Here is a 17893-nt window from a genome sequence, read left to right as displayed (position 1 = left end):
TCGTCCGGTCCGCGGGCCCTCGTGCGATCACTGGGCGGTGAGTTCGGAGACCCCTTCGTGGCGGCGCAGCTGCCAGACCGTGGTGCGCTTGGACTGGGAACGGCCGTTGCCGCGGTCGATGAGGGTGCGGTTGGCGGTGGTGAACACCAATTGCGCGCCCTGGGTGTTGGTTTCCGGGTTCTGGAACAGCTGGATGAGGCTGTCGGCCGTCTCCGGGGTGAGGGCGGCGTCGATGTCGTCCACGGCCAGCACGCCGCCGGTGTCGAGGGCGTCGAGCATGGGCGGCAGCAGGCGCAGCATGGCCAGGGTGGCGCTGGATTCGTCGGTGATGTCGAAGGCGGTCTCGATGCCCTCGTGGGACAGGCCCAGGCCGACGCCGCGGCGGGCCACCATGCGGGAGTAGAGGGCGTCGCGGGCGGCGTAGAGGTTGGCCAGTTCGCGCTGTAACAGGGTGACGGTGATGCCGTGTTCGAGGAACAGCTCCTCGGCGTAGTTCGCCGAGACGGTGCAGGACTCGATCTCCTTTGTGGTGGAGGCGATATCGGTGTCCAGGTCGCGCAGGTAGTCCGCGTACACCGGATCGTCCGAGGGCAGCAGCAGATCGGTGATGCCGAGGTCGGCGGCGCGCAGCAGGGTGAGCAGGCGTACCGCGTGGTCGGTGGAGCGGGAGATGTGCGAGCCCACCCGGTGCGCGATCTCGGCGGTATCCGGTTGCCCGCACTGCACTTCCAGCAGCGACTGGAACCAGCGGTAGGCGGGCACCAGGGGTTCGGCGTAGAGCTGCCCGGACAGGCTGAGCAGCAGTGCGTTCGGGCGCACCAGCGGCACCACCGCACCCAGACCGTACCGAGCGGCCTCGAACATCGGCCCGATCCGGATATCGTCCCCGGCCCGCTCGAACACCACCCGCTTGCGATTGTGCGGATGCGAGTGCAGCCATTCCGCGGCCACATCGGCATTGTCGAGCCGGAAGCCGTAGGTGTACGGGCAGCCCTCCGCCACGAAGTTCGCGACGAATTCCGAGGGCCGGTCCGCGAATCCGAGATGCGGGGTGCGGGCCGGGCCGGAATAGGGATCCCAGCCGCTGACCGAATTCAGCACCGCGTCGCGCATCTTCTCCAGCGCGTCGATGAGCCCGGTCTTGCCCGTGGCGGCCGCGCCGTACACCGCGGTGACCGGTGTGGCGACCGGCCCGCTACCCCGGGTCAGCCGCAGTTCCTGCGGTTCGGCGAGGGACCGATGATTCGTCACCTGAAAACTACGCAACACCTTGGACATCCTGCCGCTCGCGGGTCGGAAATGCGACTCACCTTATTCGGGCGATTCCGGCGGTCATCAGCCGGAGGGCGACATCCGGATATTCGATGCGGCCGAATAGCGGTGTGCGGCAACCGCGTCAGCGGAAAAGACCGTAGGCGCGGGTGGGAGTCAGCCGGAGCACGACGCGACGATCGGCGACCATGGCGCGGCGGTAGTCGTCCCAGTCGGGGTGCTCGCCGCTGATGGCCCGGTAGTAGGCGATCAGTTCTTCGACCGTGGCGTCGTGCGGGTCGGCGGCGACGGGGGTGAGGTCGGCGGTGGCCTCGAGGACCGCGTAGGACCAGAAGTCGTCGCTCGAGACATGCAGTGCGGCCCAGGGTTCCCGCCGCAGGTTGTGGTACTTCGCACGATCGGCGGTGATGGAGACGCGCACGATGCCGTCGTCGGCGACCCAGTGCGTCACATTGGACAGTTGCGGGCGGGTGTCGCGGCGGATGGTCGTCAGTACCGAACGGTGGTGGGAGCGCGCGAAATCGACTGCCTTGTCCAGGTCCATACGAGGTGGAACCCAACCGGTTGCGGGGGTGTTCCCGGGGCGCGGAAAACTCTCCGAACACGGTGCGACGTGCGGGAATGTTGATCAAAGGTGTCGGTGGTGAGCGATAGAGTGCCTGGTGTGAGCGAATCGGGCATGGAGATCACCGCGGCGAGCGGGGACGAGCGCGTCGAGTGGCAGCGGCTGGCGGAGGAGGTCCGCGACCACCAGTTCCGCTACTACGTGCGGGACGCGCCGATCATCAGCGACGGCGAGTTCGACGAGCTGTTCAACCGGTTGGCGGCGCTCGAGGAGGCGCACCCGGATCTACGCACCCCGGATTCCCCGACCCAGCTGGTCGGCGGCGGATTCACCACCGAGTTCGCGCCGGTCGATCACCTGGAGCGGATGTACTCGCTGGACAACGTCTTCAACGAGGACGAGATGCGGCAGTGGATCGCCAAGGTGGAGGCCGACGCCGGCGCCGACATCGACTACGTCTGCGAGGTGAAGATCGATGGTGTCGCGCTCAATCTCGTCTACGAGGACGGCAGGCTGGTGCGCGGCGCGACCCGTGGTGACGGCGCCACCGGCGAGGACGTCACCCTCAATGCCCGCACCATCGAGGACATTCCGCACGAGCTGACCCACAGCGCCGACTTCCCGGTCCCGAAGCTCCTGGAAGTGCGCGGCGAGGCGTATATGACGCTGGCCGACTTCGCGGCGCTCAATGCCGGGATCGTCGCGGAAGGCAAACCGCCGTACGCGAATCCGCGCAATACCGCGGCCGGTTCGCTGCGGCAGAAGGATCCGGCGGTGACGGCCCGGCGGCGGCTGCGCATGATCTGCCACGGCTTCGGGCGGCTCGAGGGTTTCGCGCCCGAGTCGCAGCACGAGGCGTATCGGGCGCTGGCCTCCTGGGGCCTGCCGGTCTCGGCGCACACGGTGCTGGTGCAGGGTGCCGACGCGGTGGTCGACCGCATCAACTACTGGGGCGTGCACCGCCACGATATCGAGCACGAGATCGACGGCCAGGTCATCAAGGTCGACGAGTTCAGCCTCCAGCGCCGCCTGGGCGCGACCTCGCGCGCGCCGCGCTGGGCCATCGCCTACAAGTACCCGCCCGAGGAGGCCACCACCAAGCTGCTCGACATTCAGGTGAATGTCGGTCGCACCGGCCGGGTTACGCCGTTCGCGGTGATGGCGCCGGTGACGGTCGCCGGTTCCACCGTGGCCATGGCGACCCTGCACAATGCCTCCGAGGTGCAGCGCAAGGGCGTGCTCATCGGCGATACCGTGACCATTCGCAAGGCCGGTGACGTGATCCCGGAGGTGCTGGGCCCGGTGGTGGACGCCCGCGACGGTTCCGAGCGCGCGTTCGTCATGCCCACCCACTGCCCCGAGTGCGGCACCGAGCTGGCCCCCGCCAAGGAGGGCGACGCCGACATCCGCTGCCCCAACCAGCAGTACTGCCCGGCGCAGTTGCGCGAGCGGGTATTCCACGTGGCCGGGCGCGGCGCCTTCGATATCGAGGCGCTGGGCTACGAGGCCGCCATCGACCTGCTCAAGTCGGGTGCGATCGCCGACGAGGGCGACCTGTTCTCGCTGGACGAAGACAAGCTGCTCACCACCACGCTGTTCACCAACAAGAACGGCACCCTGTCCGCCAATGGCAAACGCCTGCTGGAGAATCTGGAATCCGCCAAGGACCGCCCGCTCTGGCGCGTACTGGTCGCCCTCTCCATCCGTCACGCCGGACCCACCGCGGCCCGCGCCCTGGCCACCGCCTTCGGCAGCATGGACCGCATCCGCGAAGCCTCGCCCGAGGAACTCGCCGCCACCGACGGCGTCGGCCCCACCATCGCCGCTGCGGTCACCGAATGGTTCACCGTGCCTTGGCATCTCGACATCGTCGACAAGTGGGCCGCGGCCGGGGTCCGCATGGAGGACGAGCGCGACGAGTCCATCGAACGCAACCTCGAGGGCCTGTCCATCGTGGTCACCGGTTCCCTGGAGAATTTCACCCGTGACGGGGCGAAGGAGGCCATCCTCATCCGCGGCGGCAAGGCGGCCGGATCCGTCTCCAAGAAAACAGCTTTCGTCGTCATCGGCGACTCCCCGGGCTCCAAGGCCGCCAAGGCCGAGGAACTGGGCGTCCCCATCCTCGACGAGGCGGGCTTCGTCAAGCTTCTCGCGCAGGGCCCGGACGCGTTCTCCGCGGACCTGGAAGTCGCCGACTAGCAGGAAATCCGACGGCGCGGGTGCCCCGGCATCCGCGCCGCCGCGAAAGATCGGCCGTACGTGGTGTTCCCGGAGCGAGGGCGGAGTCGTGGTGATGAGTACGCGTTCCAGGGATTACGACCTGGAGGTCGAGGCCGGAGAGGTGCTCTCGGGTGTGTGTAGGGCGGTGTGCGATCGCGCCGTGGGATCAGGAATCGGGATGGAGTTGTGGTGATGGGTGCGGATGAGCGTGGCGTGGTGATCCGGGATGCCGAGGCGGCGGATTTCGCGGCGGTCGGGGAGCTGACCGTCGAGGTGTATGTGGGCGAGGGGCATGTGAATCCCCGAAGTCTGTATGTCGCAGAGCTTGCCGATACCGCCACCCGTGCGGAATCGGCGGAGATCCTGGTGGCGGTCCGCGGTGCGGAGTTGCTCGGCTCGCTGACCGTGGCCCGTCCGGGTACGCCGTTCGCCGATATCGCCCGGCCGGGGGAGTTGGAGTTCCGGATGCTCGCGGTGTCCAAGCGGGCCCGCGGGCTGGGTATCGGCACGGCCCTGCTGCGCCGCGTGATCGACATCGCCCGCGCCGAGGGCTTCGATGCGGTGGTGCTCACCACCATGCCGACCATGCAGGATGCTCGGCGCATGTACGACCGCCTGGGCTTCGCTCATGTCCCGGAACGGGATTGGCGCACCGACGCGGGCACCCCGCTCACGGTCATGCGCCTGACCCTCTGACGCTGCGTCGAGTGGCACACCAGTGAGGGGAATCGGGGGCAATTCCCTCGCTGGTGTGCCACTCAGGGGTCGGCGGACCGGCTCGACCGTCACGGCCGAGCCAGCCAACCTCGCGGGCCCGCGAGGAGCGCGGGCGTGGATTCACATGAGTTGGCCGTCGCGACACAGGGAGGCGGTACGCCAGGTGGGGGCGGGTTCGTCGCCGTTGAACGTCCAGTTGGAGATGGGGGCGGCGGCCTTCCAGAGCAGGGTCCCGCCGGAGACCCGGACCGCCTGGTAGATGTCGTCGGTGCCGGGTATCAGTTGGTTGCCGACGCAGTAGTCGGTGTGACTGGTGCCGGGTTGTCTTGCGCCGGGGGAGAATCGGCCCGCGGGGGAGCTGATCGCGCCGGGGTTGGGGACCGGCTGGGCGGGGCCGTCGGACCGGTTTGCGAACCAGTATGGGCCGGTGTTGTCGGTTCCGCAGACGAAGGTGGTGCCGCCCGCGGCGACGGTGGTGCCCTGCGGGTAAGTCGTTCCGGCCCAGAGACATCCGACGCCGGGACGGCGTTCGGTGGGGTCGGGTTCGGCGGCCTCGGCGAAGGGCAGACCCGCGGTGGTCAGGGCGGCGACGGCGAGAGGGACGGTGGCCGCGCGGTGCAGGTGGCGGGTGCGGGGTGTACTGACCGTGGTGGACACGAGGGCTCCCTGGAATCGATTGCGGGTCAGCAGAAACTGGCGAGCGGCGGGCAGACGGTGTAGGCCGCGCCGTCGTCGCTCCAGGTCGGGGTCCAGGTGGCGGGGTTGTCCGCGCGGGTGTTGAGCGGTTGGTCCGCCGGTTCGGTGGCGGGTTCGGGGGTGCGCGGATGCTGGTTCTGCAGAACGGGATTCATGTCCGAGTGGTAGTAGCCGAAGGGGTCGCCGGCGTGTACGCCGGTGGGGTCATTGCCCTGGGTCAGGATTCCGCCGGAGCTGTTGCCGTCGGATCGGTCGCCGCCGGTCGCACTGTCGCCGGTCAGGCCGCGGCCGCTGACTGTTCCCGTCGAGTTGGAATGGTCGGAAGCCGTTCCGCTGGAAAGGGATTCCGCGGCCGCGGGCCCGGCCATGAGTACCACGGCGGCCGCGCCCGCCAGGGGGGCCATGATGACTCCCAGGCGTCGGAGGGCTGGGCGTGATCGTTGGGCTTGCTGCATGGCGTCGTTGCCTTTCTGCTTGCCGATACAGGTCACGTCGGTGACTTATCCACTAAGTACGACCGTAGATCTCCTACGTAGTTGAATAGTAGGTAAACCCTGTGAATCTACTGAGTTCGACCGTAGATGGCGGAGTGGTGATCGGGCCGGATCCGGCGCACGAGAACGCCCCCACCCGAATTCCGGTGGGGGCGTGAAACGCTATGCGCGAGAAGGTGTCAGCCGAGCACGGTCGCGATTATCCCGGCCAGGTAGCCCAGCCGCGCGACCTCCGACGGCCGGAAGTCCGGCCCGCCCGGACGGCCCAGCAGCAGCGCCTTGCCGGTATTGCCGAGCGGCGCGGCGGCCAGCTTGGTGTCCATGTCCTTCCACAGCTGCGGCACCCAGTCGCCTTCGCCGTCGAGGACCGCCGGCTTTTCCAGGGGCATCCACGGCGCCGAGCCCGCCTGGGTGGAGGGCGCGCTCTGGGAGCCGACCACCCGGTAAGCCCCTTGCGGCCCCATGTCGATCACGGTCGACCAGCCCACCCGCCGCACCCGCGGCACGCCGTCGACCAGGACCTGCAGTCGATCGTCGCGGGCATTGGCGACCTGATCGATCAGCTCGAGCTCGCGGTGGGTGTCCAGCATTCCGGAGTAGGGACGCAGCGAATCGACCTGCACGTCGTGCAGCGACTCGGCCGCGGTGATCAAGGTGTCGGGCAGTGCGCCCGAGGGGACCTCCACCACGATGTCGTCGATCGCGAAGCCGTCCCCACGTTCGACGACGTCCAGCGAAAGGATGTCCGCGCCGACGGAACCCAGCGCGAGGGCGAGCGATCCGAGACTTCCCGGGCGATCCGGAAGTTGCACGCGAAGCAGGTAGGACACGTGCCTTCCTTTCTTTCTTTTGCCACCGAAACTTTCGGACGGGTACCCGAGTCCCGCAATACTTACACCCTCGAGAGCTGGTTATCGAATCGAAGGTTTGGTGTGAGGCGGGCCACTTACCCATCGGTTACGTATCGATGGTGCCAGGTCCGGCCGACACCTGCGACCGGTGGCCCAGCGCGACCCACTAGGCTGTCGGATGGCCAATCACCAAGCTCGAACCATGCCGAAAGGGGTCCCGCGGTGCCCGCCATCTCCAGGGACGAGGTCGCTCACCTCGCCCGGCTGTCCCGGCTCGCTTTGACGGACGACGAACTCGATCTGTACGCCGGTCAGCTGGATTCCATCCTGACCCACGTCGCGCAGATCTCGCAGGTCGCCGCCGCCGATGTGCCCGCCACCGCGTCCCCGAACCCGGAGACCAACGTCACCCGCCCGGATGTGGAGCAGCCCTGCCTGACTCCGGAGCAGGCGCTGGCCATGGCTCCGGCGGTCGAGGAGCAGCGGTTCATGGTTCCGCAGATTCTGGGAGAGGGCGAATGAGCGACCTGACCAAGCTGTCCGCGGCCGATCTCGCGGACAAGATCCACACCCGTGCCGTGTCCGCGGTCGAGGTGACCGAGGCGCACATTCAGCGCATCGCCGAGGTCGACGGGGAGATCAACGCCTTCCTGCACGTGGCCGGTGAGCAGGCGCTGCTGACCGCCGCGGAGATCGACCGCCAGGTGGCCGGGGGCGAGATCGCCTCTCCGCTGGCCGGTGTTCCCTTGGCGCTCAAGGACGTTTTCACCACCACGGACATGCCGACCACCTGCGGGTCGAAGATCCTCGAGGGCTGGGTGTCGCCGTACGACGCGACGCTGACCACCAAGCTGCGCGCGGCGGGCATCCCGATCCTGGGCAAGACGAACATGGACGAGTTCGCCATGGGTTCGTCGACCGAGAACTCCGCGTACGGGCCCACTCGCAATCCCCGGGATACCGACCGGATTCCGGGCGGTTCGGGTGGTGGCTCGGCCGCGGCGCTGGCCTCGTACCAGGCTCCGCTGGCCATCGGCACCGACACCGGCGGCTCGATCCGCCAGCCCGCCGCGGTCACCGCGACCGTCGGCACCAAGCCGACCTACGGCACCGTGTCCCGCTTCGGCCTGGTCGCGTGCGCGTCCTCGCTGGATCAGGGTGGCCCGTGCGGACGCACCGTGCTGGACACCGCGCTGCTGCACGAGGTCATCGCGGGTTACGACCCGCGCGACTCGACCTCGCGCAATGTGCCCGTGCCGCCGGTGGTCGCCGCCGCCCGCGCGGGCGCGAAGGGTGACCTGAAGGGCGTGAAAGTCGGTGTGGTGAAGGAACTTCACTCCGACTCCTACCAGCCCGGCGTCATCGCCTCCTTCGACGCCGCGGTCGCGCAGCTGAAGGACCTGGGCGCCGAGGTGATCGAGGTGTCGTGCCCGCACTTCGAGTACGCGCTGCCCGCCTACTACCTGATCCTGCCGTCCGAGGTGTCCTCGAACCTGGCCCGCTTCGACGCCATGCGCTACGGCCTGCGCGTCGGCGACGACGGCACCCGCTCCGCCGAACAGGTCATGTCGCTGACCCGTGAGGCCGGGCTGGGTCCGGAGGTCAAGCGCCGCATCATGATCGGCACCTACGCGCTCTCGGCCGGTTACTACGACGCCTACTACGGCCAGGCCAACAAGGTCCGCAACCTGATCGCGCAGGACTTCGACAAGGCCTACGAGACCGTGGACGTGCTGGTCTCCCCGACCAGTCCCTTCACCCCGTGGAAGCTGGGCGAGAAGGTCAACGACCCGCTGGCCATGTACCTGTCGGACCTGTGCACCCTGCCCACCAACCTGGCCGGGCACTGCGCCATGTCGGTCCCGTCCGGCCTGAGCGCCGAAGATGGCATGCCGGTCGGTCTCCAGATCATGGCCCCGGCCCTGGCCGACGACCGCCTGTACCGCGTCGGCGCGGCCTACGAGGCGGCCCGCGGACCGATCGCCTGATCAGCGGCATCCGGCAAGCGAATTCGGCCCCCGATGGTAGCAACCGTCGGGGGCCGATTGCCATCCGCACGGCGTGTCCGATTCCGGACGGTCGAGTTCCAAGCGATACGGCAATGTCTGCGAGCCGTCGGTTCCGACCGGTAGGCTGGCAGCCGGTTCGTCGTGTGTGAAGGGTTTTCTTGGGGATGTTGCGACGCGGCGAGGTCTTCGCTGGCTACGTGATCGAGCGCGAAGTGGGCCGTGGCGGAATGGGTTCGGTCTACGCTGCCCGCCACCCGAGGCTCCCGCGGCTGATCGCGCTCAAGCTGTTGCACCGGGAGCTGTTCGGTGAGAACGAGACCCGCACCCGGTTCGAACGCGAGGCCGACGTCATCGCCCAGCTCGACCATCCCAACATCATCACCGTGTACGACCGCGGGGATGAGGACGAGCAGCTGTGGATCGCCATGCAGTACGTGGACGGGGTGGACTGCGCCTCCATCGACCCGTACGACCTCACACCGGACCGGGCGGTCGAGATCATCGTGCAGACCGCGGCCGCACTGGATTACGCGCACCAGCGCGGCGTGCTGCACCGGGATGTGAAGCCCGCCAATATCCTGCTCTCGCGCTCGGGCGGCATCGGCACCGGATTCACCGAGCGGGCCCTGCTCAGCGACTTCGGCATCGCGCGCGTGCTCGACGACACCGCGCACCTGACCCGCACCGGCATGCTCAACGCCACTCTCGCCTACGCCTCGCCCGAACAGCTCACCTCCGCGCCCATGGGCCCGCGCTCGGACCAATACTCGCTGGCCTGCACGCTGTTCCGGCTGCTCACCGGGCGCGGGCCCTTCGACGCGCCGAATATCGCGACCGTCATGCTCGGGCATCTGCAATCCCCGCCGCCATCCGCCCGCGCGCTGCGCCCCGGGCTGCCCGCCGACCTGGACGCGGTGCTGCGCAAGGCCCTCGCAAAGGATCCGCGCGACCGCTACGAGACCTGCTTCGAATTCGCGCAGACCGCCTGGGAGACGGTGGCCGAACCGGTCTCGCTGGTGCGGCGGCCGCGCGCGGCCGGCTCCGCGTGGATACCGCGCGAGGACACCGTGCTCGGCTGCCTGTTCGGCGGGGCCGTCGGGGACGCGCTCGGCGCGCCCATCGAGACCATGCTGCTGCCGAACATCCGGCAGCGCTACGGAATCTCGGGCGTCACCGGGGAGGGCAGCGGCTACAAGGCGCGGATCTCCGACGAGACGCAGCTGGCGCTGTTCAGCATGGAGGCGATCATCCGCGGCGCGCGGGCGCGCGAGGCCGGGACCGCCGCCACCGTGGGCATGATCCAGGAGAACCTGCTGGTGTGGCTGCGTGGACAGGGGCAGGGGGCGCTGCCGGAACAGCCGGTGCCCTTGCAGAGCGGACTGACCGGGTACCCGGAGCTGATGACCAATCGCGGGCCGACGCAGACCACCATCTCGGCCATGCGGCGGGTGGCGGCGCGGCAGCGGCCGGGGGTGCCGCTGGGCACGCGCGAGCATCCGATCAACGACTCCAAGGGGTGCGCGGCCGTGGTGCGTTCCGCGCCCTGCGGGCTGACGCCCTCGCTGGAGTACGCCTTCGAATTGGCCTGTGACGCGGCCGCGCTCACGCACGGCAATCCCAGCGGCTGGCTGCCCGCCGGCGCGCTGGCCGCCATGGTGTTCGGGCTGTGCCGGGGACTGGATGTGCGGGCGGCGGCCGAACAGGCGCGGGCGCAACTGATCCGGCACCGCGATCACGAGGAGACCACGCAGGCGCTCGACGCGGCCGTGCGACTGGCCGACACCGTGGCCTTCCGCGGTCGGCCGATGCCGCCGCCCGGACTGCTGGAGAAGCTCGGCACCGGGGTGATCGGCTCGGAGGCATTGGCGATGGGGGTGTGCGCCGCGATCTGCGCCGAAAACGTCGGCGGGACACCGGAACAGGTCTTCCGCAACGGGGTGCTGTTGGCGGTCAACCACTCCGGTGACAGCGACTCGACCGGCGCGATCTGCGGTGCGTTGCTGGGCGCGCGGCTCGGGGTGCACGCCATCCCGCAGCTCTGGCGCACCCGCCTCGACGCGGCGGCCGCCATCGAACGCCTCGCCGCCGACTTCGGCCGCGAATTCCGCAGCGCCCCTCAGCAGCCCGGCAGCACCGTGCCCTGGTCGGTGCCGTAGCGGTGACCGTGCCCGGCCGGAGCGTCGAGCGCGCCCAGCAGGTCGGCGGTGGTCTGCAGGAAGCTGATCACCGGAAGCCATTGCGGGACCGGGGCGTCCGGGCGGATGCCGGTGAGATCCGGTGCGCGCCACAGCAGCGACGGTGACCAGCGCACCACGGGATCGGAGGCGTTCGCCAGCACCGTGGCGCGGCCGTGATGGACGTTCCCGGCGGGCGGGCCCGCCCACAGCGCGCCACAGGTGCGGCGGTCCTGGTCGGCGTCATCGGTGAACACCGAGCTGCCGCCCAGTGCGCCCAGGCTCTGACCGTAGATGAACAGCTTCGGCGGATCCGGCAGCGTCGAAATCCGTTGCTCCACGGGCCGGAACAGCGCGCGGGCGGATTCCTCGGCGGCATTGCGGCCGAACATGAAGGTGACCCAGCTCGGCGCGTCCGAATACTGGAGCCCGACCAGCGCCACATCCCCGCCGAACCGGGCGTCGAGGCCCTTGGCGGCATCGCTGTCGATCCAGCCCGACCCGGTCGGGACGGTCACCACCAGGTTGCGGCGTTGCAGTCCGCCGGTGCGCTCCAGCTCCCGAATCGCCAGCGCCACCCGGGAATCCAGATCGGGAGCGGAGTCCAGCCCGACATAGACCCGCACGGTGCGCGCCGGTGTCCCGGCCACGAACCGGCGGCCCTGCGCCCCCAGCGACGGCCAGCTCGCCATCGACACCGGACTGCCCGAGCGAGTCGGCGAATCCGGTTGTACCAGAGCGGGATCCACATACGAGTTCGCCGCCGCATAGGCCGTCTGCCGCCACTCGATCACCGTCGGCACGAGGACCAGCTGCCCGGCCACCAGCAGCGCCACCCCGGCCGCGATACTCCGCGTCCGGCCCAATCGTCTTGTCACCCAGCGCACCCAGCGTGCGAAGGTCACCACGATCAGGACCAGCGGAACCGTCCACGCCAGCCACTGCGCCCAATACCAGGGACCTATCCCACCGACTCCCATGGCGGCCCGCAGCTCGTTCTGCCAGTGCTCGGCACAGCCCATCGAGGCGCCGATCAGCGCCATCGCCACGACTGCGGCCGGTACCCGCGGCACATGAACGATTCCGAACATCGTCCACCGCAACACCATTCGAACAATCGCGGCCGAACCCAAGGCGATCAGCACCACCAGCGCGGTCACGATCGCCTGCGCCGACGGCGTGCGCGGCAGCAGCCCGGGCGCGAGCGACACCACCGTCCCGCCCGCCACCGCCGCACTCGTTCCCACCCGGGGAGCCCGGAACGCGGCCCACCCGAACGACATCCGAGGTCCCCGCGCCGAACGTTCCGGCGCGTCGGACCCGCGACGGTCGTCGGATCTGTCGCCGAAGTTCGCGGTATCGGACGCGTGGTCCGGGTGGTGGACGGTCGGGTCGCCGTCGATTGCGGAGCGGGCCGCGGCACGAGCCTTGCCGGAGGGTATTGCCGCGTCGTCGGCGCGGGCCGGTCCGCCTCGGCGGCGGGGTGTCGCGACGGTCTGGGACGAGCGCGTCATAGCGCCACCGCCACGAAATCGGAGTTGCCGCGAACGGGTTTCGCGGTCGGCATCGTCCGCCGGGCGCGTCGGCGGATGAGAATGGTTGCGGCGGTGGCGGATCCGATGGCGAGGCCGATGCCGGAGAGTGTGAATGCCGCGGGGGAGGGGGCGTCGCCGGTGCGCTCGAAGAACGGCTCGGGGATCGGATTGCCGTAATCCTGGCGGATCGAGTTCAGGTCCACGGCCGTGGTGGCGATGTCGGCCATGACCTGGCAGCGGGCGCGCGACACCGGATTCGCGCGGCCGTCGCAGGCCGCGTGCATGCGCTGTTCGAGGACGGCGTCCACCCTCTGGCGGGCCCACGGCCCGAGGGGCTGGCCGTGCGCGGCGGCGTAGCGCAGCAGGTCGTAGCCGAGATCGTGGGACTTGCAGGCCAGGTCGAACTCGGCGGGCAGCGGGACGGGGGAGGAGCAATCACCCTGCGGGTTGACCAGCATCCCCGCCTCGACCACCGGCCGGTATCCGGCCGTGTTCACGAAGTCATCGGGAATCAGGCCCGGATTCGGTTGCTCGGCCACCGATTCCACGATTCCGATGCGAGCGGCGGCGTTCTCGGGCATTCCGGGCCCCGTGCTCGCCGCACCCGCGCTCGGAGCGAAGGCCACACCGACCGAGCACATGACCGCAGCGGTTGCCGTGAGCGCACCGTAGCGGGGCAGCCGGGCTGCGCGGCCGGTGGACCGGGGTGGGGTGGAACGGGTCGAGATCCTGCGGGAGATCGGGAGCGCTCTCATGGGTCTCGACGGTAGGAATCGGGTTCCGACCTGGGCCTCAGCCCGCGGGGCGGTTCTCGGATGGGCGGCACGGGGTAGGGGGAGTGGCGGTGTCGTACCGGGGTATGGGGAGGAGATCACTCGGGGGTATGAGGTGCGGGCGGCGGGGAGTCTCTACCGTCGAAGGCATGGCTGGAAAGAGGTCTGGGCAGGCCCGTGTCCTGCGGGCGCGGCAGATGTTCGACATGTTCACGGTGCTGCTCGCGATCGTCTTCATCGCGGTGGCGTGGCCGACGCTGCATGTCACGCATCGGGTGCCGGCGGCGGCAGCGCCGTTCATCGCGGGGTTCGCCGCGTTCCCGATTCTCCTACTACGCGTGAATCCGCTACTCGGATGGGCGGTTTCGGCCGGATCCGCGCTGCTGATCGGACTCGCGGTGCCGAATCAGCCGGGCAACACCATCCCGTTCCAGGTGGTGCACATCCTGGCGCTGTTCGCGCTGGTCTTCGCGGTGGCGGTGCGCGCGCCCATCCGGATGGTGGCCGTGGTGTGGGTGGCGACCTCGCTGCTGTTCGCCACCACCATGGCCCAGACCGGGGACAGCTTCGCCGAATCCGGGTTCGGCTGGCCGCTGGCCATCACCGGGCTGGTGGTGTTCGGGCTGCTCATCCGATGGGTGGCGGTCTCGCGGCAGGCGCTGCTCAAGTCCGAGGAGGAGACCGAGCTGGAGCGGGCCCGCCGCGCCATCCTCGAGGAGAAGGCGCGCATCGCCCGCGATCTGCACGATGTGGTGGCCCACCACATGTCGATGGTGGTGGTGCAGGCGCAGACCGCGCCGTACCGGATCGGCGGGCTGTCGCCGGACGCCCGCGCGGAATTCGAGTCCATCGGCACGGGGGCGCGGGCCGCGCTCAATGAAATCCGCGGCATGCTGGGCGTTCTGCGCAGCGACGGGCAGCTGCCCGAGCACGCCCCGCAGCCGTCCGCGGCCGACGTGCCCGACCTGCTCGAGGGCGCGCAGCGCGCCGGGGTGCCGATCACCTGGACCGTGGACGGCAGCCTCGAGACGGTGCCGGACACCACCGGGCTGGCGCTGTATCGAATCGTGCAGGAGTCCTTGGCCAATGCGTCGCGGCACGCACCCGGGGCGGCGGTGCGGGTCCGCATCGCGTGCGGTACCGAGCTCACCCTCGATGTCGGCAACGACCGCCCGATCGCGGTGCGATCCGGGGAACAGTCGGGTACCTCCGGCAGCGGTATCGCCGGGATGCAGACGCGCGCGTCCGCGGTCGGCGGGATGCTTACGGCCGGGCCGCGCCCGGACGGCGGATTCCAGGTGCACGCCGAATTGCCGCTGGCGTCGGTGCCGATCGCCGCGGGGTAGTGCCGATCGGCGCGAGGTGGTTCGACGGCCGGGGTGCGAAGTTGCTGTCGCGGGAGCCGCCACGCCGGTGACATGGCAAACTCGGGTGCGTGCGTGAGGTGGGACTGTGGCGATAACCGTGTTGATCGCCGACGATCAGGCGATGGTGCGGCAGGGGTTCGGGGCGCTGCTGGCGGCGCAGCCCGATATCAGTGTCGTCGGTGACGCGGCGGACGGGAAAATCGCTGTGGCCGAGGCGAAACGGCTGCGCCCGGACGTGGTGCTGATGGATGTGCGCATGCCGGAGATGAACGGGCTGGACGCGGCCCGCGCCATTCTCTCGGCCGGGTTCGAGTCGCCGGTGCGGGTGCTCATGCTCACCACCTTCGATATCGACGACTACGTGTACGAGGCGCTCACCATCGGGGCCAGCGGCTTCCTGCTCAAGGACGCGCCCGCCGAGGAACTGGTGCGCGCGGTGCGGGTGGTGGCCGCCGGTGACGCCCTGCTCGCGCCCACCGTCACCCGTCGGCTCATCGCCGATGTGACGCGCCGCCGGGCCCGGCGCGCGCCCGCCCCGCAGCTGGCGGTTCTCACCCCGCGCGAGCGCGAGGTGCTGGAGCTGGTGGCGCGCGGCATGTCCAATGCCGAGATCGCCGAAAGTCTTTTCGTCGCCGAACAAACGGTGAAGACGCACGTGTCGAAGGTCTTCACCAAACTGAACCTGCGCGATCGCGCGCAGGCGGTGGTGCTGGCCTACGAATCCGGACTGGTGACCCCCGGCTGACCTGCCCGGACGGCGTTTCGGCGGGTAGGCTCACGGACTGGTACGTCACCGGAAGGGGGTCGAAAGACAGTGCTGAACAGCGGGGACGTGTTCGCCGGGTTCACCATCGAACGACTGCTCGGCCAGGGCGGGATGGGCTCGGTGTATCTGGCCCGGCATCCCCGCCTGGGCAAACTGACGGCGCTCAAGCTGCTGAATCGGGAACTGTACGCGGACAGGGAGATCCGCGCCCGCTTCGAGCGTGAGGCGGATCTGGTCGCGCGGCTGGACCACCCCAATATCGTCGAGGTGTACGACCGCGGCACCGAGAACGACATGCTGTGGATCTCGATGCAGTACGTGGACGGGGTCGACGCCGCCAGCGTCAATGTGGCCACGCTGCCGCCCGAGCGCGCGGTCCAGGTGATCGAAGGCGTCGCCAGCGCACTGGATTACGCGCACGGTATGGGCGTGCTGCACCGAGACGTGAAGCCCGCCAACATCATTCTGGCCCGGGCCGTGGCCGGTCACGGTGAACGCGTGTTCCTCACCGACTTCGGCATCGCCCGCCTGCGCGAGGACTCCACCCACCTGACCCAGGCGGGCATGTTCACCGCCACCCTCGCCTACGCCTCCCCGGAACAGATGACGGGCGCCCCCCTCGACCCCACAACCGACCAGTACTCCCTGGCCTGCGCCCTCTACTGGCTCCTCATCGGCGCCGGCCCCTTCGACTCCCCCCACCCCGCCGAACTCATCCGCGGCCACCTCCAACTCCTCCCACCCCCCGTGAGCCTGCGCCGCCCCGGCCTGTCCCCGGCCATGGACGCCGTCCTCACCAAGGCCATGGCCAAACGCCCCGCCGACCGCTTCCCCACCTGCACTGCCTTCGCCAAGGCCGCCCGCCAGGCCCTCGCCGGCCCCAAGGCCCCCCACCCCGTCCACCAGCAAGCCGCATACCCCAATCCCCCCGCCCCCCAGGCGAACTACCCGGCCGCCCAGCCCTATCCGGCCCCGGGCTATCCGGCCCCTCCCCAGGGCTATCCCGCCGCCCCGCAGCAGCAGCCGCTCGCCTATCCCGCACCGCCGAATCCCCAGGCTCAGCCCGCGCCGCAACCGATCCCGGCAGCGCCGCCCAATTATCCTGCGCCCCAACCACAACCCGGCGCGCCCGGCTACCCCGTACCCAATTACCTCGCGCCCCAACCACAACCCGGCGCACCCACCCCGCAGCATCCGATCGCTGCCCCCGGTTATCCGGCGTCGCAGAACCCCCAACAGCCCGGCGGCCCGTCCGGCTTTGCCGCGCCTGCGCAGCCCGCGGCAGGGGCTCCACCGCAGTCGCCGCCGGACACCGAACGCGTCAACTCCGGACCGACTGCCCGCCCCGGTCCGCCCGTTCCGGAACCCGCACCCGCCGACTACCCCGCGCCGCAACCGCAATCGGCGCCGCTCGCCCCGCCGGGGCAGGCAGGGTCGGAGCTCGAGCAGGTCGGAACCCGACCCTCGAACCGCCCGCAGGCCGCGGCGGGGGCTCCGCCGCGGTTGCCGCCACCGGCCAGCGTTGGAGCACCCGGCCCTCGGCCGCTGGAACCGGAGGACCCGGCACAGCGTCCCACCGATGTGGTGCCGCAGCCCGTGGTTGTGGCGGGCCGCCAGGATGATTCGGGTGAACAGCGTACCGAGGTCATGGCGCAGCCCGGTGCGCCCACCGGAACGGGTCGAGCGGACGCACCGGAACAGGCTTCGATCGGGCCGGTCGGTTCGCCCGGGTTCGAGGAGCTCATTGCCGAGCCGGTGACAGCGCTGTCACAGCCGATGGCCGGAACCGCCGCTGAGGCCGGAGCCGCTGCCGTCCCGATGGCGCCGATGACGACCGGCGTCGCCGGCAGGGACAGCGGTGTCGGCGCGAAATCCGTTGGGTCCGAGTCCGAATCGGTGGACGGAGATCCGGCGGGGTCGATGGGTGCCGCGAGACCGGCTCCCGCCGAGTCCACTGCGACGAGCGAGCCGACGGGGACGGTAGAGCCGGCGAAGGCGTCTGCGCCCGTGGATTCCGCCGGCACCGAGGTGGCTTCGGGTGACCTGTCGCGACATCCGGATTCGGGGGCGTTCGTGCCCGAGACCGGCGCGGACGCACCGACGGCGGTTGGTGTGCCGGACCTCGGTGAGCCCGAGTCCAGTTCGGCGACCGGTGCGGAATCGGCGGCTGCGAGCGAGATGTACGGGCCTGCCGCCGGAGGATGGGCTGCGCCGGTTGGCAATGCCGAGGCGGCTGTTCCGGGCGGGGAGGCGGGCTACGCGGGTTACCCGGGCGGGCCGGGGTACCCGGCGGCGCAAGGGCAGTCGGTGCCGAATCAGGTTCGGCCGGGGCTGGTTCCGACTTCGCAGCGGGCCGAGGCGTCACAGGTGACCGCGCTGGTGGTGCTGGGATTGGCCGTTGTGGCATTGCTGCTGATGGTTGTGGTGGCTGTTGTGCTGGTGTCGGGTTAGTAC

15 protein-coding genes are annotated in these 17893 nt (G+C 69.9%); 8 read left to right on the top strand and 7 right to left on the bottom strand.

All coding sequences use genetic code 11. The features are described from left to right. Positions 1–27 precede the first annotated feature (27 nt). Both NS2_RS12360 and NS2_RS12355 read right to left on the bottom strand, forming a co-directional pair. Positions 28–1251 (bottom strand): AAA family ATPase, encoded by a 1224-nt coding sequence (locus NS2_RS12360; RefSeq protein WP_228102462.1) that lies wholly within the window; start codon positions 1249–1251, stop codon positions 28–30. Between the two features lie 145 nt (positions 1252–1396). Next, complete coding sequence (locus NS2_RS12355) at positions 1397–1816, bottom strand: PPOX class F420-dependent oxidoreductase (RefSeq protein ID WP_036548271.1); 420 nt, start codon at positions 1814–1816, stop codon at positions 1397–1399. 135 nt (positions 1817–1951) lie between these two features. Between NS2_RS12355 and ligA the strand changes: the two genes are divergently transcribed. Together ligA and NS2_RS12345 are read left to right on the top strand one after the other, a co-directional pair. Further along, positions 1952–4036, top strand: a complete 2085-nt coding sequence (gene ligA, locus NS2_RS12350) for an NAD-dependent DNA ligase LigA (RefSeq protein WP_103557321.1) — start codon at positions 1952–1954, stop codon at positions 4034–4036. A gap of 213 nt (positions 4037–4249) precedes the next feature. Then, the gene (locus tag NS2_RS12345; RefSeq protein ID WP_033087122.1) at positions 4250–4753 is read left to right on the top strand and encodes a GNAT family N-acetyltransferase; all 504 of its coding nucleotides are present in this window, start codon (positions 4250–4252) and stop codon (positions 4751–4753) included. A gap of 141 nt (positions 4754–4894) precedes the next feature. Here the strand turns inward: NS2_RS12345 and NS2_RS12340 are convergent, their stop codons facing one another. The 3 genes from NS2_RS12340 to NS2_RS12330 form a co-directional block, all read right to left on the bottom strand. Next, on the bottom strand, positions 4895–5431 hold the full coding sequence (locus NS2_RS12340; RefSeq protein WP_033087121.1) for a hypothetical protein: 537 nt from the start codon (positions 5429–5431) through the stop codon (positions 4895–4897). A 26-nt stretch (positions 5432–5457) separates the two neighbouring features. Continuing rightward, entirely contained in the window at positions 5458–5874 is a 417-nt protein-coding gene (locus tag NS2_RS12335) for a hypothetical protein (RefSeq protein ID WP_033087120.1), read from the bottom strand. Between the two features lie 269 nt (positions 5875–6143). Next, positions 6144–6794, bottom strand: a complete 651-nt coding sequence (locus NS2_RS12330) for an ACT domain-containing protein (protein WP_033087119.1) — start codon at positions 6792–6794, stop codon at positions 6144–6146. A 243-nt stretch (positions 6795–7037) separates the two neighbouring features. On the opposite strand from NS2_RS12330, the gene gatC reads away from it, so the two are divergent. From gatC to NS2_RS12315, 3 genes are all read left to right on the top strand, one after another. Beyond that, complete coding sequence (gene gatC, locus NS2_RS12325) at positions 7038–7337, top strand: Asp-tRNA(Asn)/Glu-tRNA(Gln) amidotransferase subunit GatC (protein ID WP_033087118.1); 300 nt, start codon at positions 7038–7040, stop codon at positions 7335–7337. Beyond that, positions 7334–8803 (top strand): Asp-tRNA(Asn)/Glu-tRNA(Gln) amidotransferase subunit GatA, encoded by a 1470-nt coding sequence (gatA, locus tag NS2_RS12320; RefSeq protein WP_033087117.1) that lies wholly within the window; start codon positions 7334–7336, stop codon positions 8801–8803. Before gatC ends, gatA begins: the two co-directional genes overlap by 4 nt. 185 nt (positions 8804–8988) lie before the next feature. Next, on the top strand, positions 8989–10980 hold the full coding sequence (locus NS2_RS12315) for an ADP-ribosylglycohydrolase family protein (RefSeq protein WP_083415019.1): 1992 nt from the start codon (positions 8989–8991) through the stop codon (positions 10978–10980). Here the strand turns inward: NS2_RS12315 and NS2_RS12310 are convergent. Next, positions 10941–12512 (bottom strand): alpha/beta-hydrolase family protein, encoded by a 1572-nt coding sequence (locus NS2_RS12310; RefSeq protein WP_308640195.1) that lies wholly within the window; start codon positions 12510–12512, stop codon positions 10941–10943. The two genes, NS2_RS12315 and NS2_RS12310, sit on opposite strands and share 40 nt — an antisense overlap. Beyond that, complete coding sequence (locus NS2_RS12305) at positions 12509–13288, bottom strand: hypothetical protein (protein WP_147207169.1); 780 nt, start codon at positions 13286–13288, stop codon at positions 12509–12511. Before NS2_RS12305 ends, NS2_RS12310 begins: the two co-directional genes overlap by 4 nt. Before the next feature lie 167 nt (positions 13289–13455). Here NS2_RS12305 and NS2_RS12300 point away from each other — a divergent pair, with 167 nt between their 5' ends. The 3 genes from NS2_RS12300 (at position 13456) to NS2_RS38210 (ending at position 17890) form a co-directional block, all read left to right on the top strand. Beyond that, positions 13456–14652 carry a sensor histidine kinase gene (locus tag NS2_RS12300; protein ID WP_045437458.1) on the top strand — a complete coding sequence of 399 codons (1197 nt, stop codon included), beginning with the start codon at positions 13456–13458 and terminating at the stop codon, positions 14650–14652. 106 nt (positions 14653–14758) lie between these two features. Next, a complete protein-coding gene (locus tag NS2_RS12295) occupies positions 14759–15418 on the top strand; it encodes a response regulator (RefSeq protein ID WP_033087115.1) in 660 nt (219 codons plus the stop codon). 69 nt (positions 15419–15487) lie between these two features. Continuing rightward, positions 15488–17890, top strand: a complete 2403-nt coding sequence (locus tag NS2_RS38210) for a serine/threonine-protein kinase (protein ID WP_083608323.1) — start codon at positions 15488–15490, stop codon at positions 17888–17890. Positions 17891–17893: the final 3 nt, after the last annotated feature.

The organism is Nocardia seriolae NBRC 15557 (genome assembly GCF_007990715.1).
Lineage (GTDB): Bacteria > Actinomycetota > Actinomycetes > Mycobacteriales > Mycobacteriaceae > Nocardia > Nocardia seriolae.
The sequence above is the reverse complement of the archived record's forward strand: the minus strand, read 5'-3'. Positions and strand labels throughout refer to the sequence as shown.

Bases quoted from the DNA above. Each gene is read 5' to 3' on its own strand.
- NS2_RS12355 (WP_036548271.1), bottom strand. From the start codon at position 1,816: ATGGACCTGGACAAGGCAGTCGATTTCGCGCGCTCCCACCACCGTTCG.
- ligA (WP_103557321.1), top strand. From the start codon at position 1,952: ATGGAGATCACCGCGGCGAGCGGGGACGAGCGCGTCGAGTGGCAGCGG.
- NS2_RS12345 (WP_033087122.1), top strand. From the start codon at position 4,250: ATGGGTGCGGATGAGCGTGGCGTGGTGATCCGGGATGCCGAGGCGGCG.
- NS2_RS12335 (WP_033087120.1), bottom strand. From the start codon at position 5,874: ATGGCCCCCCTGGCGGGCGCGGCCGCCGTGGTACTCATGGCCGGGCCC.
- gatA (WP_033087117.1), top strand. From the start codon at position 7,334: ATGAGCGACCTGACCAAGCTGTCCGCGGCCGATCTCGCGGACAAGATC.
- NS2_RS12315 (WP_083415019.1), top strand. From the start codon at position 8,989: ATGTTGCGACGCGGCGAGGTCTTCGCTGGCTACGTGATCGAGCGCGAA.
- NS2_RS12310 (WP_308640195.1), bottom strand. From the start codon at position 12,512: ATGACGCGCTCGTCCCAGACCGTCGCGACACCCCGCCGCCGAGGCGGA.
- NS2_RS12305 (WP_147207169.1), bottom strand. From the start codon at position 13,288: ATGAGAGCGCTCCCGATCTCCCGCAGGATCTCGACCCGTTCCACCCCA.
- NS2_RS12300 (WP_045437458.1), top strand. From the start codon at position 13,456: ATGGCTGGAAAGAGGTCTGGGCAGGCCCGTGTCCTGCGGGCGCGGCAG.